Source organism: Streptomyces sp. NPDC001678 (assembly GCF_042892945.1).
Taxonomy (GTDB): domain Bacteria; phylum Actinomycetota; class Actinomycetes; order Streptomycetales; family Streptomycetaceae; genus Streptomyces.
This window is the reverse complement of record NZ_JBIAUP010000006.1, coordinates 112419-135075: the sequence shown is the minus strand read 5'-3', so window position 1 is coordinate 135075 and position 22657 is coordinate 112419. Positions and strand designations below refer to the sequence as shown.

At 70.2% G+C, this 22657-nt stretch carries 22 protein-coding genes and 4 tRNA genes; 6 read left to right on the top strand and 20 right to left on the bottom strand.

What is annotated here, in order from left to right; genetic code table 11:
* Nucleotides 1-44: 44 nt before the first annotated feature.
* The 8 genes from rpoB to ACFYZR_RS14810 all read right to left on the bottom strand — a co-directional run bounded on the left by rpoB (nt 45) and on the right by ACFYZR_RS14810 (nt 8382).
* Nucleotides 45-3527: a DNA-directed RNA polymerase subunit beta gene (gene rpoB / locus ACFYZR_RS14845; RefSeq protein WP_229352336.1), complete on the bottom strand. Its 3483-nt coding sequence runs from the start codon at nt 3525-3527 to the stop codon at nt 45-47.
* A gap of 625 nt (nt 3528-4152) precedes the next feature.
* Nucleotides 4153-4539, bottom strand: coding sequence for a 50S ribosomal protein L7/L12 (gene rplL, locus ACFYZR_RS14840; protein ID WP_391910089.1), 387 nt, complete (start codon nt 4537-4539; stop codon nt 4153-4155).
* Nucleotides 4540-4645: 106 nt separating this feature from the next.
* Complete coding sequence (rplJ, locus tag ACFYZR_RS14835; protein ID WP_229352344.1) at nt 4646-5176, bottom strand: 50S ribosomal protein L10; 531 nt, start codon at nt 5174-5176, stop codon at nt 4646-4648.
* Nucleotides 5177-5540: 364 nt separating this feature from the next.
* Nucleotides 5541-6257, bottom strand: a complete 717-nt coding sequence (gene rplA, locus ACFYZR_RS14830; protein WP_391910086.1) for a 50S ribosomal protein L1 — start codon at nt 6255-6257, stop codon at nt 5541-5543.
* A gap of 81 nt (nt 6258-6338) precedes the next feature.
* On the bottom strand, nt 6339-6773 hold the full coding sequence (rplK, locus tag ACFYZR_RS14825) for a 50S ribosomal protein L11 (RefSeq protein ID WP_391910084.1): 435 nt from the start codon (nt 6771-6773) through the stop codon (nt 6339-6341).
* A 174-nt stretch (nt 6774-6947) separates the two neighbouring features.
* Complete coding sequence (gene nusG, locus ACFYZR_RS14820) at nt 6948-7835, bottom strand: transcription termination/antitermination protein NusG (protein ID WP_391910082.1); 888 nt, start codon at nt 7833-7835, stop codon at nt 6948-6950.
* A gap of 84 nt (nt 7836-7919) precedes the next feature.
* Entirely contained in the window at nt 7920-8204 is a 285-nt protein-coding gene (secE, locus tag ACFYZR_RS14815) for a preprotein translocase subunit SecE (RefSeq protein WP_311609153.1), read from the bottom strand.
* A 105-nt stretch (nt 8205-8309) separates the two neighbouring features.
* Nucleotides 8310-8382, bottom strand: a tRNA-Trp gene (locus tag ACFYZR_RS14810).
* A gap of 274 nt (nt 8383-8656) precedes the next feature.
* On the opposite strand from ACFYZR_RS14810, the gene ACFYZR_RS14805 reads away from it, so the two are divergent.
* Together ACFYZR_RS14805 and ACFYZR_RS14800 are read left to right on the top strand one after the other, a co-directional pair.
* Nucleotides 8657-9889 (top strand): pyridoxal phosphate-dependent aminotransferase, encoded by a 1233-nt coding sequence (locus ACFYZR_RS14805; protein WP_391910080.1) that lies wholly within the window; start codon nt 8657-8659, stop codon nt 9887-9889.
* Between the two features lie 131 nt (nt 9890-10020).
* Nucleotides 10021-11058 carry an adenosine deaminase gene (locus ACFYZR_RS14800; protein WP_391910078.1) on the top strand — a complete coding sequence of 346 codons (1038 nt, stop codon included), beginning with the start codon at nt 10021-10023 and terminating at the stop codon, nt 11056-11058.
* A 79-nt stretch (nt 11059-11137) separates the two neighbouring features.
* Here the strand turns inward: ACFYZR_RS14800 and ACFYZR_RS14795 are convergent, their stop codons facing one another.
* The 6 genes from ACFYZR_RS14795 to ACFYZR_RS14770 all read right to left on the bottom strand — a co-directional run bounded on the left by ACFYZR_RS14795 (nt 11138) and on the right by ACFYZR_RS14770 (nt 13829).
* Nucleotides 11138-12193, bottom strand: coding sequence for a UDP-N-acetylmuramate dehydrogenase (locus ACFYZR_RS14795; protein ID WP_391910076.1), 1056 nt, complete (start codon nt 12191-12193; stop codon nt 11138-11140).
* A 179-nt stretch (nt 12194-12372) separates the two neighbouring features.
* Entirely contained in the window at nt 12373-12807 is a 435-nt protein-coding gene (locus ACFYZR_RS14790; protein WP_391910074.1) for a MaoC family dehydratase, read from the bottom strand.
* Nucleotides 12807-13259, bottom strand: a complete 453-nt coding sequence (locus ACFYZR_RS14785; protein ID WP_391910072.1) for a MaoC family dehydratase N-terminal domain-containing protein — start codon at nt 13257-13259, stop codon at nt 12807-12809. The genes ACFYZR_RS14790 and ACFYZR_RS14785 overlap by 1 nt, the downstream gene beginning before the upstream one ends.
* Nucleotides 13260-13382: 123 nt before the next feature.
* A complete protein-coding gene (gene rpmG / locus ACFYZR_RS14780) occupies nt 13383-13547 on the bottom strand; it encodes a 50S ribosomal protein L33 (protein ID WP_004571794.1) in 165 nt (54 codons plus the stop codon).
* Nucleotides 13548-13633: 86 nt separating this feature from the next.
* Nucleotides 13634-13706 (bottom strand) — tRNA-Met (locus tag ACFYZR_RS14775).
* A 50-nt stretch (nt 13707-13756) separates the two neighbouring features.
* Nucleotides 13757-13829: transfer RNA gene (locus ACFYZR_RS14770), tRNA-Thr, on the bottom strand.
* Nucleotides 13830-14058: 229 nt separating this feature from the next.
* Here ACFYZR_RS14770 and ACFYZR_RS14765 point away from each other — a divergent pair.
* Together ACFYZR_RS14765 and ACFYZR_RS14760 are read left to right on the top strand one after the other, a co-directional pair.
* Nucleotides 14059-15327 (top strand): amidohydrolase family protein, encoded by a 1269-nt coding sequence (locus ACFYZR_RS14765; RefSeq protein ID WP_391910070.1) that lies wholly within the window; start codon nt 14059-14061, stop codon nt 15325-15327.
* Nucleotides 15328-15351: 24 nt separating this feature from the next.
* Nucleotides 15352-16026 carry an SDR family oxidoreductase gene (locus ACFYZR_RS14760; RefSeq protein WP_391910067.1) on the top strand — a complete coding sequence of 225 codons (675 nt, stop codon included), beginning with the start codon at nt 15352-15354 and terminating at the stop codon, nt 16024-16026.
* 45 nt (nt 16027-16071) lie between these two features.
* Here the strand turns inward: ACFYZR_RS14760 and ACFYZR_RS14755 are convergent.
* Nucleotides 16072-16153: transfer RNA gene (locus tag ACFYZR_RS14755), tRNA-Tyr, on the bottom strand.
* 184 nt (nt 16154-16337) lie between these two features.
* On the opposite strand from ACFYZR_RS14755, the gene ACFYZR_RS14750 reads away from it, so the two are divergent.
* The gene (locus ACFYZR_RS14750; RefSeq protein ID WP_189456515.1) at nt 16338-16826 is read left to right on the top strand and encodes a YajQ family cyclic di-GMP-binding protein; all 489 of its coding nucleotides are present in this window, start codon (nt 16338-16340) and stop codon (nt 16824-16826) included.
* Nucleotides 16827-16926: 100 nt separating this feature from the next.
* On the opposite strand, the gene ACFYZR_RS14745 is transcribed toward ACFYZR_RS14750, so the two are convergent.
* On the bottom strand, nt 16927-17319 hold the full coding sequence (locus ACFYZR_RS14745; RefSeq protein WP_391910065.1) for a YccF domain-containing protein: 393 nt from the start codon (nt 17317-17319) through the stop codon (nt 16927-16929).
* 148 nt (nt 17320-17467) lie between these two features.
* Entirely contained in the window at nt 17468-17587 is a 120-nt protein-coding gene (locus ACFYZR_RS14740) for a SapB/AmfS family lanthipeptide (RefSeq protein ID WP_391910063.1), read from the bottom strand.
* Nucleotides 17588-17858: 271 nt separating this feature from the next.
* On the opposite strand from ACFYZR_RS14740, the gene ACFYZR_RS14735 reads away from it, so the two are divergent.
* On the top strand, nt 17859-18344 hold the full coding sequence (locus tag ACFYZR_RS14735) for a hypothetical protein (RefSeq protein WP_391910061.1): 486 nt from the start codon (nt 17859-17861) through the stop codon (nt 18342-18344).
* Nucleotides 18345-18479: 135 nt separating this feature from the next.
* Here the strand turns inward: ACFYZR_RS14735 and htpX are convergent, their stop codons facing one another.
* The 3 genes from htpX to ACFYZR_RS14720 form a co-directional block, all read right to left on the bottom strand.
* Nucleotides 18480-19355, bottom strand: a complete 876-nt coding sequence (gene htpX / locus ACFYZR_RS14730) for a zinc metalloprotease HtpX (protein WP_391910059.1) — start codon at nt 19353-19355, stop codon at nt 18480-18482.
* 150 nt (nt 19356-19505) lie between these two features.
* Nucleotides 19506-21065 carry an NADH-quinone oxidoreductase subunit N gene (locus ACFYZR_RS14725; RefSeq protein ID WP_391910057.1) on the bottom strand — a complete coding sequence of 520 codons (1560 nt, stop codon included), beginning with the start codon at nt 21063-21065 and terminating at the stop codon, nt 19506-19508.
* A complete protein-coding gene (locus tag ACFYZR_RS14720) occupies nt 21065-22657 on the bottom strand; it encodes a NuoM family protein (protein WP_391910055.1) in 1593 nt (530 codons plus the stop codon). The genes ACFYZR_RS14725 and ACFYZR_RS14720 overlap by 1 nt, the downstream gene beginning before the upstream one ends.

The following is a 22657-nucleotide window of genomic DNA, read 5'->3' as shown; positions in this document are numbered from 1 at the left end:
TATGGGGGAGGTGGGGGCCTCCTACGAGGCCCCCACCAGACCCGTCAGACCTCTTCGACGCTGCTCGGCTCGCGCCGGGACAGGTCGATACCGAGCTCCTCCGCCGCGCGGAAGACGTCCTCGTCGGTGTCCCGCATCTCGATGGACATGCCGTCCGAGGACAGCACCTCCACGTTGAGGCAGAGGGACTGCATCTCCTTGATGAGCACCTTGAAGGACTCGGGGATGCCGGGCTCGGGGATGTTCTCGCCCTTGACGATCGCCTCGTAGACCTTCACTCGGCCGGTGACGTCGTCGGACTTGATGGTCAGCAGCTCCTGGAGGGCGTACGCGGCGCCATAAGCCTCCAGCGCCCACACCTCCATCTCACCGAAGCGCTGGCCACCGAACTGAGCCTTACCACCCAGCGGCTGCTGGGTGATCATGGAGTACGGACCGGTCGAACGGGCGTGGAGCTTGTCGTCGACCAGGTGGTGCAGCTTGAGGATGTACATGTACCCGACCGAGATCGGGTCCGGGAACGGCTCGCCGGAGCGGCCGTCGAACATCCGGGCCTTGCCGGACGGGAGCACCAGGCGCTCGCCGTCGCGGTTGGGGATCGTGGACTCGAAGAGACCGGCGATCTCGTCCTCGCGGGCGCCGTCGAAGACCGGGGTCGCGACGTTGGTGCCGGCGGCGACGTCGTCGGCGCCGATCGCCTGGAGGCGCTTCATCCAGTCCTCGTCGCCCTCGACCTTCCAGCCGCGGCTGGCGAGCCAGCCGAGGTGGATCTCGAGGACCTGTCCCGGGTTCATTCGGGACGGGACACCGAGCGGGTTGAGGATGATGTCGACCGGGGTGCCGTCCTCGAGGAAGGGCATGTCCTCGACCGGGAGGATCTTGGAGATGACACCCTTGTTGCCGTGGCGGCCGGCGAGCTTGTCACCGTCGGTGATCTTGCGCTTCTGGGCCACGTAGACGCGGACCAGCTGGTTCACGCCCGGGGGCAGCTCGTCGCCCTCTTCGCGGTCGAAGACGCGGACGCCGATGACCTTGCCGATCTCACCGTGGGGGACCTTCAGCGAGGTGTCACGGACCTCACGGGCCTTCTCACCGAAGATCGCGCGGAGCAGGCGCTCCTCGGGGGTCAGCTCGGTCTCACCCTTCGGGGTGACCTTGCCGACGAGGATGTCGCCGGCGACGACCTCGGCACCGATGCGGATGATGCCGCGCTCGTCGAGGTCGGCGAGGACCTCCTCGGAGACGTTCGGGATGTCCCGGGTGATCTCCTCGGGGCCCAGCTTGGTGTCACGGGCGTCGACCTCGTGCTCCTCGATGTGGATCGAGGAGAGGACGTCGTCCTGGACGAGGCGCTGCGACAGGATGATCGCGTCCTCGTAGTTGTGGCCCTCCCACGGCATGAACGCCACGAGGAGGTTCTTGCCGAGCGCCATCTCGCCCTCGTCCGTGGACGGACCGTCGGCGAGCACCTGGCCGGTGACCACGCGGGCGCCCTCGTCCACGACGACCTTCTGGTTGAAGGACGTGCCCTGGTTGGAGCGGGAGAACTTGGCGACCCGGTACGTGTTGTACGTGCCGTCGTCGTTGGCCACCGTGACGTAGTCGGCGGAGACCTCCTGGACGACACCGTCCTTCTCGGCCTTGATGACGTCACCGGCGTCGACCGCGCAGCGGTACTCCATGCCGGTGCCGACCAGCGGCGCCTCGGCCTTGATCAGCGGAACGGCCTGGCGCATCATGTTCGATCCCATGAGCGCGCGGTTGGCATCGTCGTGCTCGAGGAACGGGATCATGGCGGTCGCGACCGACACCATCTGGCGCGGGGAGACGTCCATGTAGTCGACGTCGTCGCCGGCGATGTAGTCGATTTCGCCACCACGGCGGCGGACCAGGACGCGCGACTCGGCGTAACGCATGTCCTCGGTGAGGGGGGCGTTCGCCTGGGCGATGACGAAGCGGTCTTCCTCGTCGGCCGTCAGGTAGTCGACCTCGTCGGTGACGACACCGTCGACGACCTTGCGGTACGGGGTCTCGACGAAACCGAACGCGTTGACGCGACCGTAGGAGGCGAGCGAGCCGATCAGACCGATGTTCGGGCCTTCGGGCGTCTCGATCGGGCACATACGGCCGTAGTGCGACGGGTGGACGTCTCGGACCTCGAAGCCGGCCCGCTCACGGGAGAGACCACCCGGACCCAGCGCCGACAGACGACGCTTGTGGGTCAGACCCGACAGCGGGTTGGTCTGGTCCATGAACTGGGACAGCTGGCTGGTGCCGAAGAACTCCTTGATGGAGGCGACGACCGGCCGGATGTTGATCAGGGTCTGCGGCGTGATCGCCTCGACGTCCTGGGTGGTCATCCGCTCGCGGACGACGCGCTCCATACGGGCCAGACCGGTGCGGACCTGGTTCTGGATGAGCTCGCCGACGTTGCGCAGACGACGGTTGCCGAAGTGGTCGATGTCGTCGGTCTCGACGACGATGTCCGTGCCGTTCTCGCCGACCGTCTCCAGCTCACCGGCGTGGAGCTTCACCAGGTACTTGATCGTCGCGATGACGTCGTCGACCGTGAGCACACCGGCGTCGAGCGGGGCGTCCGCGCCCAGCTTCTTGTTGACCTTGTAGCGGCCGACCTTCGCGAGGTCGTAGCGCTTCGGGTTGAAGTAGAGGTTCTCGAGCAGCGTCTGCGCGGCCTCACGGGTCGGCGGCTCGCCCGGGCGCAGCTTGCGGTAGATGTCGAGCAGCGCGTCGTCCTGGCCCTGGGTGTGGTCCTTCTCCAGGGTGGCGCGCATGGACTCGTACTCGCCGAACTCCTCGAGGATCTGCTCGGTGGTCCAGCCGAGAGCCTTCAGGAGGACGGTGACGGACTGCTTGCGCTTGCGGTCGATGCGGACGCCGACCATGTCACGCTTGTCGACCTCCATCTCCAGCCAGGCACCCCGGGACGGGATGATCTTGGCCGTGAAGATGTCCTTGTCGGACGTCTTGTCGATGGAGGAGTCGAAGTAGACACCCGGCGAACGGACCAGCTGCGAGACGACGACACGCTCGGTGCCGTTGATGCAGAAGGTGCCCTTCGGCGTCATGAGCGGGAAGTCGCCCATGAAGACCGTCTGGGACTTGATCTCGCCGGTCTCGTTGTTGGTGAACTCGGCGGTGACGAAGAGCGGGGCCGCGTACGTGAAGTCGCGCTCCTTGCACTCGTCGATCGAGTTCTTCGGGGGCTCGAAGCGGTGGTCACGGAAGGTCAGCGACATCGACCCGCTGAAGTCCTCGATCGGGGAGATCTCCTCGAAGATCTCCTCCAGACCGGACTTGGTGGGGACGTCCTGACCACTTTCCAGCGCAGCCTCGACGCGAGCCTTCCAGGCGGCGTTGCCGAGCAGCCAGTCGAAGCTCTCGGTCTGAAGCGCAAGAAGGTTCGGAACCTCGAGGGGCTCCTTGATCTTCGCAAAAGAGATGCGCAGCGGGGCGGTGCTGGCGCCGGTGTTCGTATTGGCGGTCGAGGCGTTGCGCGAGGCGGCCAAGAGGGGGTCCTTCCGAGGGCTCGGACTCACTACGCGCGTACCGGTCCCACTCGTCGCGTACGAGAGAAATCCCAGCTCAGGGGGTTTCCATCAGCTGTGCTCGAGAGTGGGCATGCCCCTGGTGACGGGCAGGGAGCAGCTAACAGGCAGCGCAAAGGGTCAGTGTAGCCACTTGGCCCACTGATGTCCAGAGCGGATTTCCGGAGACCGGTGCGATACCAATCTCTCCCTCCGGGATCCTGTTGTTCCGCATCGCCTGGCGTCCTGCCCGACGCAAGCCATGCGCGGGAAGCGCATGACGTTACTTCCCGCTCCGCCTTCGATCCATGCCTCGGACGGAGGATCGATGTGGCGGCGCGCCCGTAGGACGCGTCCTGAGAATCGCGCGCGGCGTGCCGTTCGTCAAGGCCCCTCGGCCCCCGGCGGCCGCTCGGGGCGCCTTCCCGCCCTGCTGGGAGCGGGTCGCCGCCTCGGCGAGGCGGCGAAGATCACCATACTCGTCTCCGGGCCGCCGTGCGCGCATCCGTCCCGGGAACGCCCAAGGGCGACCACCCGTGCGGGTGATCGCCCTTGGTTGATTCCGGCCGTGAAGGCCGGAGGGAGAGTCGGCAGACTCCCGAGGTACTTACTTGACCTCGACGGAGGCGCCGGCGCCCTTGAGGGCCTCGGCGGCCTTCTCCGCGGCGTCCTTGGCGACCTTCTCGAGGACCGGCTTCGGGGTGCCGTCGACGAGGTCCTTGGCCTCCTTCAGACCCAGGGAGGTCAGCTCGCGCACGACCTTGATGACCTGGATCTTCTTGTCACCGGCGGCGGTGAGGATGACGTCGAACTCGTCCTTCTCCTCGACCTCGGCGGCAGCGGCGCCACCGGCGGCACCGGCCATGACGACCGGCGCGGCGGCGGCGGCGGTGACGTCGAACTTCTCCTCGAAGGCGGAGACGAACTCGGAGAGCTCGATGAGGGTCATCTCCTCGAACTGCGCGAGCAGCTCGTCCTTGGTGAGCTTCGCCATGATGGCGGTCCTTCCACTAAGTCGGCAGGTGCCGGATGTACATGTCGGCGGGCGTACGGCCCGCTGCGATCAGCGCCGAGTGGCGCCGATCAATGCGCGAGCCGAATTACTCGGCACCGCCCTGCTCGGCGAGCTTGGCGCGCAGCGCGTCCGCGGTGCGGACGAGCTTCGTCGGCAGCGCCTGGAAGAGCGAGGCAGCCTGGGACTGCTTGCCCTTCATGGCACCGGCCAGCTTGCTGAGCAGAACCTCGCGGGACTCGAGGTCCGCAAGCTTCTTGATCTCATCGGCGGACAGCGCCTTGCCATCAAGGACACCGCCCTTGATGATCAGGTTCGGGTTCTCCTTGGCGAAGTCACGAAGACCCTTCGCCGACTCCACCGGGTCACCGGTGACGAAGGCGACAGCCGTCGGACCAGCGAAAAGCTGGGCGTCGAGCTGGTACCCGGCCTCTGCGGCCGCGATCTTGGTCAGCGTGTTCTTCACCACGGCGTACTGCGCGTTCTCACCGAGCGAACGGCGCAGCGTCTTGAGCTGCGCCACGGTGAGCCCGCGGTACTCGGTCAGCACAGCGGCGTTGGAGCTGCGGAACTTGTCCGTCAGCTCGGCAACCGCGGCGGCCTTGGCGGACGTCGCCATGAGCCTCGGCCTCCTTCCGGGTGATTCGGACCGCTTAGGCGCGAGAAGGGGGCTTGGGCAAAACGAAACGCCCCGGCGCAGGCGCTCGGGGCGTGACTCGACCGCGGGGACGTAATCCTCTTACGTCTCGGCGGGAGTGCAATCCTCTTGACACCTGCGCAGGTCGCCCGCAGCTAGCGGATCCTTCGGCCGCCACACCCCCGGATGGAGGCGCGACAACGACCAGCGGTCTTTGGCTTCTCCAGGAGATTACGCGATAGGTGCGTATGGATGCAAATCGAGCCGGGCCCCGCACCTTGGAATCAGGTGCGGGGCCCGGCCCGTACTGCTCAGAGCGCCACTACGCGCCCGCGGGAGGCCGTCCTCAGATGGCCTCGTCCTCGACGAGGAGGTTGCGGGTGCGGTTCGGGTCCAGGGCGATGCCCGGGCCCATCGTGGTGGTCAGGGTCGCCTTCTTGATGTAGCGGCCCTTCGCGGCGGACGGCTTGAGACGGGTGATCTCCTCAAGCGCGGCGGCGTAGTTCTCCACCAGCTTGGTCTCGTCGAAGGAGACCTTGCCGATGATGAAGTGGAGGTTCGAGTGCTTGTCCACTCGGAACTCGATCTTGCCGCCCTTGATCTCGGTCACGGCCTTGGCCGTGTCCGGGGTGACCGTGCCGGTCTTCGGGTTCGGCATCAGACCACGCGGACCGAGCACGCGGCCGAGGCGGCCGACCTTGCCCATGAGGTCCGGGGTGGCGACGACGGCGTCGAAGTCCAGACGGCCCTTGGCGACCTCGTCGATGAGCTCGTCGGCACCGACGATGTCGGCGCCCGCGGCACGCGCGGCCTCGGCACGGTCACCGGTCGCGAAGACCAGGACCCGGGCGGTCTTACCGGTGCCGTGCGGAAGGTTCACGGTGCCACGGACCATCTGGTCGGCCTTGCGCGGGTCGACACCCAGGCGGAAGGCAACCTCGACGGTCGCGTCGAACTTGATGGAGGAGGTCTCCTTGGCGAGACGGACGGCCTCGAGCGGGGCGTACAGGCGCTCCGCATCGATCTTGGCGTCCGCAGCGCGGAGAGTCTTGCTGCGCTTCACTTCTGCTCCTGAAAGGTTGAGCGTGGAGTCGTGGTCCGGGCCAGCGCTTGGCCCTGCCACTGAGGGGTCAGCGGGAGCTGATCAGCCCTCGACCGTGACGCCCATGGAACGGGCGGTGCCGGCGATGATCTTCTCGGCGGCGTCCAGGTCGTTGGCGTTCAGGTCGGGCATCTTGGTGGTGGCGATCTCGCGGACCTGCTCGCGCGTCAGCTTCGCGACCTTGGTCTTGTGCGGCTCGCCGGAGCCCTTGTCCACGCCCGCGGCCTTGAGGATCAGCTTCGCGGCCGGCGGAGTCTTGGTGACGAAGGTGAAGGAACGGTCCTCGTAGACCGTGATCTCCACCGGCACGACCATGCCACGCTGCGACTCGGTCGCGGCGTTGTAGGCCTTGCAGAACTCCATGATGTTGACGCCGTGCTGACCCAGCGCGGGGCCGACCGGCGGGGCCGGGTTGGCGGCACCGGCGCTGATCTGGAGCTTGATAAGCCCCGTGATCTTCTTCTTCTTGGGAGGCATTGCTCTCTCCGGGTCCTAGTGAGAGTTTTTTTGCCTGCGCACAGTGCGCGCAGGCATACCGCACCACGATAACGGGTAACATGCTGCGGCCAAAAACCGAGCAGGTCAGACGGGCTATGAGCAGCCGGTCTGACCTGTTCGGAAGCGTATGTCCCAGAGGGAACCAGTTCTGAACTAGTTCTTCTGGATCTGGTCGAAGCTGAGCTCGACCGGGGTCTCGCGACCGAAGATCTCGACGAGGCCCTTGACCTTCTTCGAGTCGGCGTTGATCTCGTTGATCGTGGCCTGGAGGGTCGCGAACGGACCGTCCGTGACCGTGACCGAGTCGCCGACCTCGAAGTCCAGCACCTGGACCTCGACCTTGCGGGACGGGGCCGGACGGCCCTCGGCCTCGGCGGCCTCCTTGGCGGCCTTCGCCTCGGCCTCCGGGGCGAGCATCTTGACGATCTCGTCCAGGGTCAGCGGGTACGGGTCGTAGGCGTTGCCGACGAAGCCGGTGACGCCCGGGGTGTTGCGGACGACGCCCCAGGACTCGTTCGTCAGGTCCATGCGCACCAGGACATAGCCGGGGAGCTTGTTCTGGCGGACGGTGCGGCGGTCGCCGTTCTTGATCTGGACGACCTCTTCCTGCGGCACCTCGGCCTGGAAGATGTAGTCCTCGACGTTCAGCGAGACGGCGCGCTGCTCGAGGTTGGTCTTCACGCGGTTCTCGTAGCCCGCGTAGGTGTGGATGACGTACCACTCGCCGGGCAGGCCACGGAGCTCGTCGCGGAGCGCGGCGACCGGGTCGACCGGAGCGGCGTCCTCCACGGACTCCGCCTCCTCGGACTCGGCGTCGGCCTCGGCGGCCTCCGCGTCGGCCTCGGACTCGACGTGCAGCGCGGCCTCCTCGGCCGGCTCGCCCGCGGCGGCGTCCTCGGCGTCGAGCTCGTCGACGTTGTCGGCGTTCTCGACGATCTCCTGCGGGGTGTCGTCGCCCTGCACCTCGGCCGAGACAGCCTCGTCAACGTTGGCCTCGGCCGCGACGGGCTCGCCGGCGTCGTTCAGGTTCGGGTCAGACACGTGGCTGCTTCTTCCTGGCTACAAGGGGTGGAACGAGCGAAGAGGCGGCTCTCTACGAGGGCCGCCTTGCGCACGGGGGCCGGCTCAGCCGAAGACGTACTTGACGGCCTGCTCAAACCCATAGTCAATCACGGTCACCAGTCCAATGACGATGACAACGAAGACGATCACCACAGTGGTGTACGTCGACAGCTGGCTCTTGGAGGGCCAGACAACCTTGCGGAGCTCGGCGACTACCTGCCGGTAAAACAGCGCGAGGCGGCCCAGAGGGCCCTTCTTCCCGCGCTTCCCGCCGCGGCGCTTGGTGGGCGCCTCGTCCTCGGGACGACCGCTCTCAGGCGTCGCGGTGGAGCCAAGGGCTTCCGTCACTACGTCCTCACCTGAATCCCGGTCGTGGCCGTGCCGCGCCCGGGTGAGCCGCACGGCGGTGCATTTCAGTACGTACGCATGCACGCAACCTGGCGGTGCGTGTAGCAGGGCCGAAGGGACTTGAACCCCCAACCGCTGGTTTTGGAGACCAGTGCTCTACCAATTGAGCTACGACCCTTTGTGGTTCCCCCAACGTACCGCATCCGCCCGGAAGCACGGTGTGCCCGGGAGCGGATTCGCCGGTGGAGGCCAACGAGGCATGAGTGTACGTGCTGAAGCGGCCGACGTCGAACAGCTATCAGCGACGACGCGCGTGGGGGCCTCCCGGGGACGCGCGCGGGGGCCTCCCGGCGAGGGGCCGGCGGGGGGCCCGGACGGCCGGTAACCCCTTGGCGGTACCACCTGCCGGAATCGGCGCGCACGCGTTCCCACGGGTCTGGGACGATGCCCCTATGACCGCTGCGACTCCTCCCCAGTCCCCCACCGAGCGCCGGGTCTCCGCCCGCGTCGGTGCCATCTCCGAGTCCGCCACCCTGGCCGTGGACGCCAAGGCCAAGGCCCTCAAGGCCGCCGGGCGCCCGGTCATCGGCTTCGGCGCCGGCGAGCCCGACTTCCCGACCCCCGGCTACATCGTCGAGGCGGCGGTGGAGGCCTGCCGTGACCCCAAGTACCACCGCTACACCCCGGCCGGCGGCCTCCCCGAGCTGAAGGCCGCCATCGCCGCCAAGACCCTGCGCGACTCGGGCTACGAGATCGACGCCTCCCAGGTGCTCGTCACCAACGGCGGCAAGCAGGCCATCTACGAGGCGTTCGCCGCGATCCTCGACCCGGGCGACGAGGTCATCGTCCCCGCCCCGTACTGGACCACCTACCCGGAGTCGATCCGTCTCGCCGGCGGTGTGCCGGTGGAGGTCGTGGCCGACGAGACCACCGGCTACCGGGTGTCGGTCGAGCAGCTGGAGGCGGCCCGTACGGAGCGCACGAAGGTGCTGCTCTTCGTCTCCCCGTCCAACCCGACCGGCGCCGTCTACACGCGCGAGCAGGTCGAGGCCGTCGGCCGCTGGGCCGCCGAGCACGGCCTGTGGGTGCTGACGGACGAGATCTACGAGCACCTGGTCTACGGCGACGCGGAGTTCTCCTCGCTGCCGGTCGTCGTGCCGGAGCTGCGCGACAAGTGCGTCGTGGTCAACGGCGTCGCCAAGACCTACGCCATGACGGGCTGGCGCGTGGGCTGGGTCATCGGCCCGAAGGACGTCGTCAAGGCGGCCACCAACCTGCAGTCGCACGCCACGTCGAACGTGTCGAACGTCGCGCAGGTCGCGGCGCTGGCCGCCGTGTCGGGCGACCTGACGGCCGTCGAGGAGATGAAGGTCGCCTTCGACCGCCGCCGCCGCAAGATCGTCGCGATGCTGAACGAGATCGACGGCGTCTTCTGCCCGGAGCCGGAGGGCGCGTTCTACGTCTACCCGTCGGTCAAGGAGCTCCTCGGCAAGGAGATCCGCGGCAAGCGGCCGCAGACGTCGGTGGAGCTGGCCGCGCTGATCCTGGACGAGGCCGAGGTGGCCGTGGTGCCGGGTGAGGCGTTCGGCACGCAGGGCTATCTGCGGCTTTCCTACGCGCTGGGTGACGAGGACCTGGTGGAGGGTGTCTCGCGGATCCAGAAGCTGCTGGCGGAGGCGAAGTAGCCTGCTGCTCGCTCGCGCGAGCTGTTCGGGGTTCCGGCCGGTGCGGCCGGAACCCCGTATTCGTTTTCGGGTCGGTCCCCGATCAGGGAAAACACCTTCCGGTCCGGTGGCGCTTGAGGCAGGATCGGGCAATGGAACGCTCGCGTGACCTCCGTCTGCTGCCCAAGGCCCATCTGCACCTGCACTTCACCGGGTCCATGCGCCCCTCGACCCTGCTGGAGCTGGCCGACAAGTACGGCGTGCACCTGCCCGAGGCGCTGAGCAGCGGCCGGCCGCCGAAGCTGCGGGCCACGGACGAGCGGGGCTGGTTCCGCTTCCAGCGGCTCTACGACATCGCGCGCTCCTGCCTGCGGTCCGAGGAGGACATCCGGCGGCTGGTGCGCGAGGCCGCGGAGGAGGACGTCCGGGACGGTTCGGGCTGGCTGGAGATCCAGGTCGACCCCACCTCGTACGCGCCCCGGCTGGGCGGCCTGATCCCCGCCCTGGAGATCATCCTGGACGCGGTGGAGGACGCGTCGAAGGAGACCGGGCTGGGGATACGGGTCCTCGTCGCCGCCAACCGGATGAAGCACCCTCTGGACGCCCGTACGCTCGCCCGGCTCGCGGTGCGCTACGCCGACCAGGGCGTGGTCGGCTTCGGGCTCTCCAACGACGAGCGGCGCGGGCTCGCCCGGGACTTCGACCGCGCCTTCGAGATCGCCAGGGAGGGCGGTCTGCTGGCCGCTCCGCACGGCGGCGAGCTCGCGGGGCCGAGCAGCGTCCGCGACTGCCTGGACGACCTCCACGCGGCCCGGGTGGGGCACGGCGTACGGGCCGCGGAGGACCCGCGGCTGCTGCGGAAGCTCGCGGAGCGGGGGGTGACGTGCGAGGTCTGCCCGGCGTCGAACGTCGCCCTGGGCGTCTACGACAAGCCGGCCGACGTCCCGCTGCGGACGCTGTGGGACGCGGGCGTGCCGATGGCGCTGGGCGCGGACGACCCACTGCTGTTCGGCTCGCGGCTCGCCGCCCAGTACGAGCTGGCGCGGGAGCACCACGGCTTCACCGACGCCGAGCTGGCGGAGCTGGCGCGGCAGTCGGTACGGGCGTCGGCTGCGCCGGCCGCCGTCCGGAAGGGGCTGCTGGACGGCATCGACGACTGGGTCGCTCACCCCAGCCCGTCCGGCGTTTGAGGACCGGGGGTCCGGGGGCGGAGCCCCCGGGAAACGGTGAAAGGGCGGGACTGGGGCCCAGCCCGCCGCAGGCGCCCCCCTACAGCGCCACGCCCACCGTCACCGGCTCGTTCACCAGCGTCACCCCGAACGCGGCGTGAACGCCGTCCCGCACTTCGCGGGCGAGGGCCAGGAGGTCCTCCGTCGTGGCCGAGCCCCGGTTCGTGAGGGCGAGCGTGTGCTTGCCGGAGATCCGGGCGCGCCCCTCGCCGTAGCCCTTGGTGAAGCCCGCCTTGTCGATGAGCCACGCGGCCGACGTCTTGACCGTGCCGTCGCCCGCCGGGAAGGCGGGCGGCATGACGTCCGGCCCGAGCCGCTCGGCGACACGGGCGAGGAACGCCTCGTGCTCGGCGGTGGTGAGGATCGGGTTGGTGAAGAAGGAGCCCGCCGACCAGGTGTCGTGGTCCTCGGGGTCGAGCACCATGCCCTTGCCGGCGCGCAGCTTGAGCACGGTCTCCCGGGCCTGGAGGGCCGGTACGCGGTCGCCCTGCTCGACGCCGAGGGTGCGCGCGGTCTCGGCGTAGCGGATGGGGGCGGAGAGCCCGCCCGCGTCCTCCAGCTCGAAGCGGACGCGCAGGACGACGTAGCGCGAGGGGTCCTGCTTGAAGCGGCTGTGGCGGTAGGAGAAGGCGCACTCGGCGTTGGTGAGGGTGACCGTCTCGTCGGTGCGGCGGTCGTAGGCCACGACCTCGGTGATCGTCTGGGAGACGTCCTGGCCGTAGGCGCCGACGTTCTGGATGGGGGTGGCGCCGGCGGAGCCGGGGATGCCGGCCAGGCACTCGACGCCGGCGAGGCCGGCGTCGACGGTGCGGGCGACGGCGTCGGACCAGTTCTCGCCGGCGGCGAGCTCGAGGCGGGTGCCCTGGAGGTCGAAGCCGGTGGTGGCGATGCGCAGGGCCGTGCCGTCGAAGCCCTTGTCGGAGATGACCAGGTTGCTGCCGCCGCCGATGATCAGCAGCGGGGTGCCGGTGCGGTCGGCCTCGCGGACGGCCTCGACGACCTCGGCGTCGGTGACGGCCGTGATGAGTCGGGTCGCGGGGCCACCGAGACGGAAGGTGGTCAGGGGGGCGAGGGGGGCGTCGTGTCGTTCCTGCACGGGCACCAGGGTACGGGGGCGCCGGCGCTGGGCCTTCCGGGTGCCGCCGGTTTGCGGGTCGGGGGCGGGGCGGGTGGGGCAGAACCGCGCCGGAGGCACGGAAAAACCCCGGCGGCCGAGTGGGAGCAAGAGGGAGAGTAAGGGGCGTCCGCCAATTGCGGGCGCCCCTTACGGAAGGCTCAGGAGAGCGCGACCACCGCGCGGGCCATGCCGAGGACCTTCTGGCCGTCGCAGACGGCCGTGAGGTCCACGCGGACCGTGCGGGCCTCGTCGTCGAGCTTGGCCGCGACCTTGGCGGAGACCTCGATGACCGCGCCCTTGTCGTCGTTCGGCACGACGACCGGCTTGGTGAAGCGCACCCCGTAGTCGACCACCGCGGCCGGGTCGCCGGCCCAGTCGGTCACCACTCGGATCGCCTCGGCCATGGTGAACATGCCGTGTGCGATGACGTCCGGCAGGCCCACCTCCTTGGCGAACTTCTCGTTCCAGTGGATCGGGTTGAAGTCGCCGGAGGCACCCGCGTAGCGGACGAGCGTGGCGCGTGTCACAGGGAAGGACGCGGCGGGCAGCTCGGTGCCGACCTCGACCTCGTCGTACGAAACCGTGGCCGCCATCACGCCTCCTCGGCGGCGCGCGCCACCAGCTTCGTGTGCGCGGTCACGACGTGCTCGCCGGCCGCGTCGTGGACCTCGCCGCGGACCATCAGCACGTCGTTGCCCGCCAGCGACTTGATCGACTCGATCGTGGACGTGACCGTCAGCCGGTCGCCCGCCCGCACCGGGCGGGTGTACGCGAACTTCTGGTCGCCGTGCACCACTCGGGAGTAGTCCAGCCCCAGCTGCGGATCCTGGATGACCAGTCCGGCGGCCTGGAAAGTGATCGCGAACACAAAAGTGGGCGGAGCGATCACATCGGGGTGGCCGAGCGCCTTGGCGGCCTCGGGGTCGGTGTACGCCGGATTGGCGTCGCCGATGGCCTCGGCGAATTCGCGGATCTTCTCCCGGCCGACCTCATAGGGGTCGGTGGCCGGATAGGTCCGTCCGACGTAGGACTGGTCGAGCGCCATGGCCCGGCACCTCCTGAGTGGACTGGTCCTTTGAGGGGACTGGAATCTCTTTACACGGGTCGGAATATGCCATGAGGCCGCCCCCAGAAGCTGGGGACGGCCTCATGAACGACCTGTGCGCTGTTAGCGCGTCTCGCGGTGCGCCGTGTGGGCGTTGCAACGCGGGCAGTGCTTCTTCATCTCAAGTCGGTCCGGGTCGTTACGCCGGTTCTTCTTGGTGATGTAGTTCCGCTCCTTGCACTCCACGCAGGCCAGCGTGATCTTCGGGCGGACGTCGGTGGCAGCCACGTGAGTGCTCCTTGACGGAATGGACGGATACAACGCATAAAAGAGTAGCCGATCGGAGGACCGACCCCACAATCGGCTACTGTGTGTAGCGGCGACCGGACTTGAACCGGTGACACAGCGATTATGAGCCGCTTGCTCTACCGACTGAGCTACGCCGCTTTGATGAGGTCGACTCCCCCGTCCGAAGACGGGGGAACCTTCCACACCAGAGCCCCAAAACGGAATCGAACCGTTGACCTTCTCCTTACCATGGAGACGCTCTGCCGACTGAGCTATTGGGGCGAGCGAGGAAGACATTACACGGTCTGCGGCCGAAGGTGAAATCCGTATGCGGCCGCCCCCGCCAGGGCGTTCTCCCAGGCCGTCACCGGCGTGGCCGCCGGCGCCCTCCCGGCCTTCCCGAGGGCCACACCAGTACGACTATTCGGCGGTTCCGCCGACCGGCTCCGTACGCGGCCTACGCTCGAAGCGCTGCGTGATCATGCCCGCCCCGGCCTACCGGAGGATCGTGATGCCCGACAGTCAGCCGCAGCCCGCGAGAAGCCCCGACGGCGACGCCGCCGCCCCGCCACCGGGCGAGGGCGCGCTGGTGCTCTGCGGCGCCCGGCTCGCCGACGGGCGCGTGGTGGACGTACGCCTCAGCGGCGGACGCATCGAGGCCGTCGGCACGGCGGGCAGCCTGGCCCCCGGCCCGCGCGTCGACCTCACCGGCTATGTGCTGCTGCCCGCGCCCGCCGATCCCCACGCCCACCTGGACACCGCGCTCACGGCCGACTTGGGCGGCCCGGTGCCGCACGGCGTCGAGGACGTCCAGCGCCGTACGACGGAGGCCGCCCTGCTGCAACTGGGCCACGGCGCCACCGCCGTGCGCACCCACGTCCGTATCGGCGACGTGGCGGGGCTGCGCGCCCTGGAGGGCGTCCTGGCGGCGCGGCGCTCGCTGCGGGGGCTCACGGAGCTCAGCGCGGTGGCCGTGCCCCGGCTGCTGACCGGCGCCGCCGGGGCCGACGGGCTCGCCATGCTGCGGGACGCCGTCGGGATGGGCGCCACCGTCATCGGCGGCTGCCCCGACCTCGACCCCGACCCGACCGGCTACGCCGAGACCGTCCTCGCGCTGGCCGCCGAGCACGGCTGCGCCGTCGACCTCCACACGGACGGCGCCGAACCGGCCCGGCTGGCCCGGCTGGCCGCCATGGCGGGCGGGCTGCGCCCCGGCGTGGCCGTCGGCCCGTGCGGGGCCCTCGCCCGGCTCCCCCGCGACCAGGCCGCCCGCGCGGGCCAGCAACTGGCGGCGGCCGGGGTGACGGTGGTCTGCCTGCCCCAGGGCGACTGCGGGGTCTCGGGCGGGGCCCGGGGCGGCGGCGCGTGGTGCGCGCCCGTACGGCTGCTGCGCGCGGCGGGCGTCAGAGTCGCGGCGGGCAGCGGTGCCCTGCGCGACGCCGCCAACCCCGTGGGCCGCGGCGACCCCCTGGAGGCCGCCTACCTGCTCGCCTCGCACGGCGAGCTCGCCCCCGAGCAGGCCTACGAGGCCGTCAGCGGGTGGGCCCGCGCGACGATGGGCCTGCCCGAGGTCCGGGTGGAGGCCGGCTTCCCGGCGGAGCTGCTGGCCGTCCGGGGCCAGGCCGTCGCGGGCGTCCTGTCCCTCGGCTACAGCCGGCTCGTCGTGCACCGTGCCCGGGTCGTCGCCCGGACCAGCGCGGTCCGCGAGTACGGCGACGTCCAGGCCACGGTGGCCCTGGACCTGCCCCGGCAGGCGCCGCGCGGCGGCGATCCCTCGTGAGGGGCCGCGGCGTACGGTCGGATCATGCGCATTGTCATCGCTGGAGGACATGGTCGGATCGCGCTGCGGCTGGAGCGGTTGCTCGCCGCGCGCGGTGACGAGGTGGCGGGGATGATCCGCCGCCCCGGGCAGGCCGGGGACCTGCTGGCGGCGGGCGCCGAGCCCGTCGTGTGCGATCTGGAGACGGCGGCCGTGGCGGACGTCGCCCGCCATCTGGAGGGCGCCGACGCGGTCGTCTTCGCGGCCGGCGCGGGCCCGGGCAGCGGGGCCGCCCGCAAGGAGACCGTGGACCGGGCCGCCGCGGTCCTCTTCGCCGACGCGGCGGAGGCGGCGGGCGTACGGCGCTTCGTCGTCGTCTCGTCCATGGGCGCCGACCGCGAGCCGCCGGAGGGCACGGACCCGGTCTTCGCCGCCTATCTGCGGGCCAAGGGCGCCGCCGACGCGGACGTCCGCTCCCGGGCCGGGCTCGACTGGACGATCCTGCGCCCGGGCCGGCTGACGGACGAACCGGGCACGGGCCGGGTGACGCTGGCGGCGGGCACGACGGGCCGGGGCGATGTGCCCCGGGACGACGTGGCGGCGGTGCTGGCGGAGCTGCTGGCCGAGGACGAGCGGGGGGCCGTCGGCCTGACGCTGGAGCTGATCGGCGGCGACACGCCGGTGTCCGAGGCCGTGAAGGCGCTGGGCGGGGCCTCCTGAAACGAAAGAAGCCCCTGATCTTCGCAGATCAGGGGCCTCGTTCCGTGGCGGCGCCAGGATTCGAACCTGGGTAGGCTAAGCCGACGGATTTACAGTCCGCTCCCATTGGCCACTCGGGCACACCGCCATGGGTCGTCACCTCGGTCGCTCTTTCGAGCGCTCCGTGGCAACGACGTAAACAATACCCGATGACCTGGGGTGCTCCGCCACTCGGTTCACAGCCCCTCGTCCGGGCCCCGGGTGACTAGGCTGGCCACGCGGCCCTCGGGCCGCGTCCCCTGACGGATCTACGCACGAGGAGCCAACTCAATATGGCCGACTCCAGTTTCGACATCGTCTCGAAGGTCGAGCGGCAGGAGGTCGACAACGCCCTCAACCAGGCCGCCAAGGAGATCTCGACGCGCTACGACTTCAAGGGCGTCGGCGCCTCGATCGCCTGGTCGGGCGAGAAGATCGAGATGCGTGCCAACTCCGAGGAGCGAGTGAAGGCCGTTCTCGACATCTTCGAGACCAAGCTGGTCAAGCGCGGCATCTCCCTGAAGTCCCTGGACGCGGGCGAGCCGCAGGCGTCCGGCAAGGAATACAAGCTTTTCGCGTCCATCGAGGAGGGCATCTCCCAGGAGAACGCGAAGAAGGTCGCGAAGATCATCCGCGATGAGGGCCCCAAGGGCGTCAAGGCCCAGGTCCAGGGTGACGAGCTGCGCGTCTCCTCCAAGAGCCGCGACGACCTCCAGACCATCATCGCCCTCCTCAAGGGCAAGGACCTGGACTTCGCGATCCAGTTTGTGAACTACCGCTAGCGCGCACCCGGAAGGGGCGCGTCAGGAGCGGCGGCGAAGCCGCTCCTGACGCGCCCCTTCCGTCTTTCCGGAGCTTTCCTGCGAGCTTTCCTGCGAGCGATCAGCGCGTCGCGAAGGGCGCGTCCGTCGGGACGATCTCCCGGCCCAGCGGCATCAGCGAGATCGGGATCAGCTTGAAGTTGGCGATGCCCAGCGGGATGCCGATGATCGTGCAGCACATGGCGATACCGGTGACGATGTGCCCCAGCGCCAGCCACCATCCGGCGAAAATGAACCAGATGACGTTCCCGATCAGCGAGCCCGCGCCCGCGTCCCGGCGTTCGACCGTCGTCCGGCCGAACGGCCACAGCGCGTAGCCGGCGATCCGGAAGCTCGCGATGCCGAAGGGAATCGTGACGATGAGGACGCAACAGATCAGACCGGCGACGACGTAGCCGAGCGCCATCCACAGTCCACAGAGGACCAGCCAGATGACATTCAGGATGAACCTCATGATTTATAGCCTCCCACGCGACCGGTTCTCCAGCGAATGAGACGCCGGAAGGGCCGCGTACGGTTGCCGCTTCCGCAGGTGGGAGGCCCTGAGCGGACCCCTAGGGGGTGAGTCGGGGGCATCCGGAGGAGATGCCCCCGCATGGGCGTCAGTCGCCGTCGCCCCCGCAGATGAGGACGCTGAGTCCGCTGTCGTCGCTGGCGCCCAGGTCCAGCCTTCGCGCTTCGCTCATCTCGGGTTCCATGCCTTGCAGATCGAGGAGAACCATCCCCCGCCACCTCCCGCCTCCGGGCCTGACCGCACTTCTACTCCCTTCTGGGATTACGGCGTTGTGCGTAGCGCTGTCAACTGACCCGTTGTACCGGCAACTTGAGGGCGACGTGAGCCGTATGGGGGATGCCCGGCACCCCGACGGCCGTGTCGTGACCCTTCCGGCGCAGCCCAGCGCGCCGTGGCGTCCGGGGCGTGGTCATGTGGCTGGACCGGGCCGCACCACGCGGACGTACGGACAGGACGACAGGACGAGGAGTCGGAGTCCCATGCACACGTACCGAATCGCAGGACTGGCGGTCGCGGCGGTGGCGGTCGTCGCCGTCAGCGCGCCCAGCAGCGCCCGAGCCGCCGCTCCTGCCGCCCCTGCCGCTCCCGCCGATGTCGACATCCTGGGGTGCGTCACCGGGGGCGGTTGGCCCAGCTACCCCGGCAACGACGACGGGCTCGGAGTCCTCGACGACGACAACAACTCGATGGTGTGCCAGGGCGGTTCGCACAACGGCGAGACGATCACCCTGGCCAGCAGCGGCGGACGGGGCGACCGGCCGTACCCCGGCCACCGGCCGCCCGGTGGTCACCGGCCGACTCCCGGGCACCTGCCGGGGCTCGGCGACCGGCCGTCCGGCGGGGACCGGCCGACCAGCGGACATCTGCCGGGCCTCGGCGAGCGGCCGTCCGGTGGTCACCGGCCGACTCCCGGGCATCTGCCGGGCCTCGGCGAGCGGCCGTCCGGCGGCCACCACCGCCACTAGGCGCTCCGCTGGGAGTCCGGTACGTCATCTGCTGGTGCGTCGTGGCTGGTCGCGCCCACGCGGCGGTAGCCGCATATCGACGCTGCCCCGCGCCCCTTCGGGGCGCCGTTCCCGACGACGGGCGCGTAGCCGCTGTCAGGCGCCGAGCCGGCCGCCCGGGCCCGCCATCCGCTCCAGTCGCGCGATGCGCTCCCCCATCGGCGGGTGCGTCGAGAAGAGCTTGGACATGCCCTCGCCCGGGCGGAACGGGTTCGCGATCATCATGTGGCTGGCCGTCTCCAGGCGGGGCTCCGGCGGCAGCGGCAGCCGCTGGGTGCCGAGCTCCAGCTTGCGGAGGGCGGCGGCCAGGGCCAGGGGGTCGCCGGTGAGGCGGGCGCCGGAGGCGTCGGCCTCGTACTCGCGGGAGCGGCTGACGGCGAGCTGGATGAGGGAGGCCGCGATGGGGCCCAGCAGCATGATCATGATCATGCCGACGATGCCGGGGCCCTCGTCGTCGTCGGAGCGCCCGATGGGGATCAGCCAGGCGAAGTTCACCAGGAACATCACCACCGAGGCGAGGGCGCCGGCCACCGAGGAGATGAGGATGTCGCGGTTGTAGACGTGGCTGAGCTCGTGGCCGATGACGCCGCGCAGCTCGCGCTCGTCCAGGAGGCGCATGATGCCCTCGGTGCAACAGACGGCGGCGTTGCGCGGGTTGCGGCCGGTGGCGAAGGCGTTGGGGGCCTCGGTCGGGGAGATGTACAGCCGGGGCATCGGCTGGCGGGCGGCCGTGGAGAGTTCGCGGACCATGCGGTAGAGGTGCGGGGCCTCGAACTCGCTGACCGGCCGGGCCCGCATCGCACGCAGGGCGAGCTTGTCGCTGTTCCAGTAGGCGTAGGCATTGGTGCCGAGGGCCACGAGGACGGCGACGATCAGACCGCCACGCCCGAACATGCTGCCGATGACGATGATGAGCGCGGACAGGCCCCCGAGGAGCGCGGCTGTCCTGAGCCCGTTGTGCCGGCGGTGCACGGTACGCCCTCCAAATGGTGCGGCAGGGGAACCCTTGAACCAGTGGAACCTTTCGAACTGGTCAACGCCAGACGAGGGCCGCTAGTTCCCTTGTGCACCCCGCAGGGGCCGCGGGAGGCCGCGCCATTCGGGTGAAAGACGGTGATACCGCTACAGGAGTGCCTGCGAGGCGAAGCGCAGGACCAGCTGGGGCGCGCCGGAGAGGGCCACTCCGAGGGCCGTGGCCAGGGCGATGGCCGCCCCGAGGGTGGCCGGAACGCGCACCACCGGTTCGGCCACCGGGGCGGCTGTCGAATCGGCCGCCGAACCGGTCGGCAGCGTTTCCCCCGCCTCCTCGCGGCCGCCCTTGAAGAGGACCGCTGTCCACTGGAGGTAGTAGTACAGCGCGATCACGACGTTGACGGCCATGACGACCGCCAGCCAGCCCAGCCCCGCGTCGACTGCCGCCGAGAAGACGGTGACCTTGGCGAAGAGCCCGATGACGCCCGGCGGCAGCCCGGCGAGGCACAGCAGGAAGAAGGCGTGCGCGAGGGCGGCGAGCGGGTTGCGGGCGTACAGGCCGCGGTAGTCGGTGATCCGGTTGCCGGGGCGGGTGCGGGCCACGAGGGCGGCGACGGCGAAGGCGCCGAGGTTCACGGCCGCGTACATCAGGGCGTACGCGACGGTGGAGCCGATGGCCCGCGAGGGGTCGTCGGCGTAGCCGGCGGCGGCGAGCGGGACGAGCAGATAGCCCGCCTGACCGACGGAGGACCAGGCCAGCAGGCGTACGGCGCTGTGCTCGCGGTCGGGGCGCTGGCGCAGCGCGGCGACGTTGCCGGCGGTCATGGTGACCGCGGCGAGCACGGCCAGGGCCGGGCCCCAGACGTCGGCGTACGAGGGGAGGGCGACGACCGTCACCAGGGCGATGCCGGTGAAGCCGACCGCCTTGCCGACCACCGACAGGTACGCGGCGACGGGCAGCGGCGCGCCCACGTAGGTGTCGGGCACCCAGAAGTGGAAGGGGACGGCGGCGGTCTTGAAGGCGAAGCCGACGAGGGTCAGGGCGACGCCCGCCTTGGCGAGGACGGCCAGGCGCGGGTCGATGTGGCCGAGGCCGTCGGCGATCTCCGTGAGGTGGAGGGTGCCGGTCGCGGCGTAGAGGAAGGACACGCCGAGGAGGGTGACGGCGGTGGCGGTCACGGACGACAGGAAGAACTTCAGGGCCGCCTCGGAGGAGCGGCGGTCGCCGCGGCGCAGGCCGACGAGGGCGAAGGCGGGCAGCGAGGCCACTTCCAGGGCCACGACGAGGGTCGCCAGGTCACGGGAGGCGGGCAGCAGCGCGGCGCCGGCGGCCGACGACAGCAGCAGGAACCAGTACTCCCCCGCGGGAAGTTTGGAATCGGCGATCGTGCCAACGGACAGCAGGGCCGTCAGCAGGGCGCCGCCCAGTACCAGCAGCTGGATGACGAGGGTGAAGCGGTCGGCCGTGTAGCTGCACGCCGTGACGGCGACGTCGGGTCCGGTGAGGCAGAAGGTCGAGCGGTCGCCGCGCAGCAGCGGGAGGAGGGAGAGCCCGGCCAGGGCGAGACCGCCGAGGGCGATCCGGCCGAGGAGGGCTTTGCGGTCCTCCGGGAGGAAGAGGTCGACGACGAGGACGACCAGCGCCACGGCGGCCGTGACGGTGGGCGGGGCGATGGCGAGCCAGTCGACGGACTGGACCAGGGAGCCCATCACTTGCCTCCTGCGAGGAGCTGCTGAACGGCCGGGTCGGTGAGGCCGAGGAGGGCCGCGGGCCAGAGTCCGGCGAGGACGGTGAGGGCGACGAGCGGGGACCAGGCGGCGAACTCGTGGCGGCGGACGTCGGGGAGGGCCGGGCCGTCGGGCATCTCGCCGGCCCGCTCGGCCGCCGGGTCCACGTCGCCGCCCATGCACACGCGGCGCACGACGACCAGCAGATAGGCCGCGGTGAGCAGGGTGCCGAGGCCGGCCAGGGCCATGAAGACGAGGAACGCGGGGCGGCCGAGCCCGTCGGCGGGGCGGAAGGAGGCGAACATCGCCAGCATCTCGCCCCAGAACCCGGCGAGGCCGGGGAGCCCGAGGGAGGCCACGGCGCCGAAGGCGAGCAGGCCGCCGAGGCGCGGGGCGCGGCCGTAGAGCGCGGCGCCGGTGGTGCCGGCGAGGCTGTCGAGGTCGCTGGTGCCGTAGCGGTCCTTGATGGCGCCGACGAGGAAGAAGAGGAGGCCGGTGATGAGGCCGTGGGCGATGTTGGCGAAGAGGGCGCCGTTGACCCCGGTGGGGGTGAGGGTGGCGATGCCCAGGAGGACGAAGCCCATGTGGCCGACGGACGAGTAGGCGATCAGCCGCTTGAGGTCGCCCTTGGCGCCCTTGCGGGCGAGGGCGAGGCAGACCAGGGAGCCGTAGACGATGCCGACGGCCGCGAAGGCGCCGAGGTAGGGCGCGAAGGTGTGGGCGCCGTCCGGGGCGATCGGCAGGACGATGCGCACGAACCCGTACGTGCCCATCTTCAGCAGGACGCCCGCGAGGAGCACCGAGCCGACCGTGGGGGCGGAGGTGTGGGCGTCGGGCAGCCAGCTGTGCAGCGGCCACATGGGGGCCTTGACGGCCAGTCCGACGCCGATGGCCAGAACCGCGATGACCTGCGTGGTGTGGCTCAGCGAGGACCCGTTGTCAGTGGCGAGTGCCACCATGTCGAACGTGCCGCCGTCGATGCCCACGAGGAGGAGGCCCAGCAGCATCACGACCGAGCCGAGCAGCGTGTAGAGGATGAAGCGCCACGCGGAGCGCTCCCGGCCCTCGCCGCCCCAGCGGGCGATGAGGAAGTACATCGGGACGAGCACCGTCTCGAAGGCCAGGAAGAACAGCATCAGGTCGAGGACGGCGAAGGACGCCAGGGTGCCGGCCTCGAGCACGAGGAGCAGCGCGACGAACGCCTTGGGGGACGGGCCCACGGGCGGCTTGAAGTAGCTGTACAGCGCGCAGAGGAAGGTCAGCAGCGCGGTCAGGACGAGGAGGGGGAGCGAGATGCCGTCGACGCCGAGGTGGATCCGGATGCCGAGGGCGGGGATCCAGGGGAGGTCGGTGGTGGCCTGCATCCGCGCCGGGTGGCCGTGGTCGAAGCCGGCGGCGAGGGCGACGGACAGCGCGAGGACGACGCCCGTGACGGTCACGCCGTGGCGGAGCACGGCCTGCTCGGGGCTCTTCCCCTTGAGGCCGGGCGGGGCGGGGAGCAGGGCGGCGACGGCGCCCAGGAGGGGGAGGACGACGGTCGCGGCGAGGAGGAGCTGCATGACGGTGTGACTCAT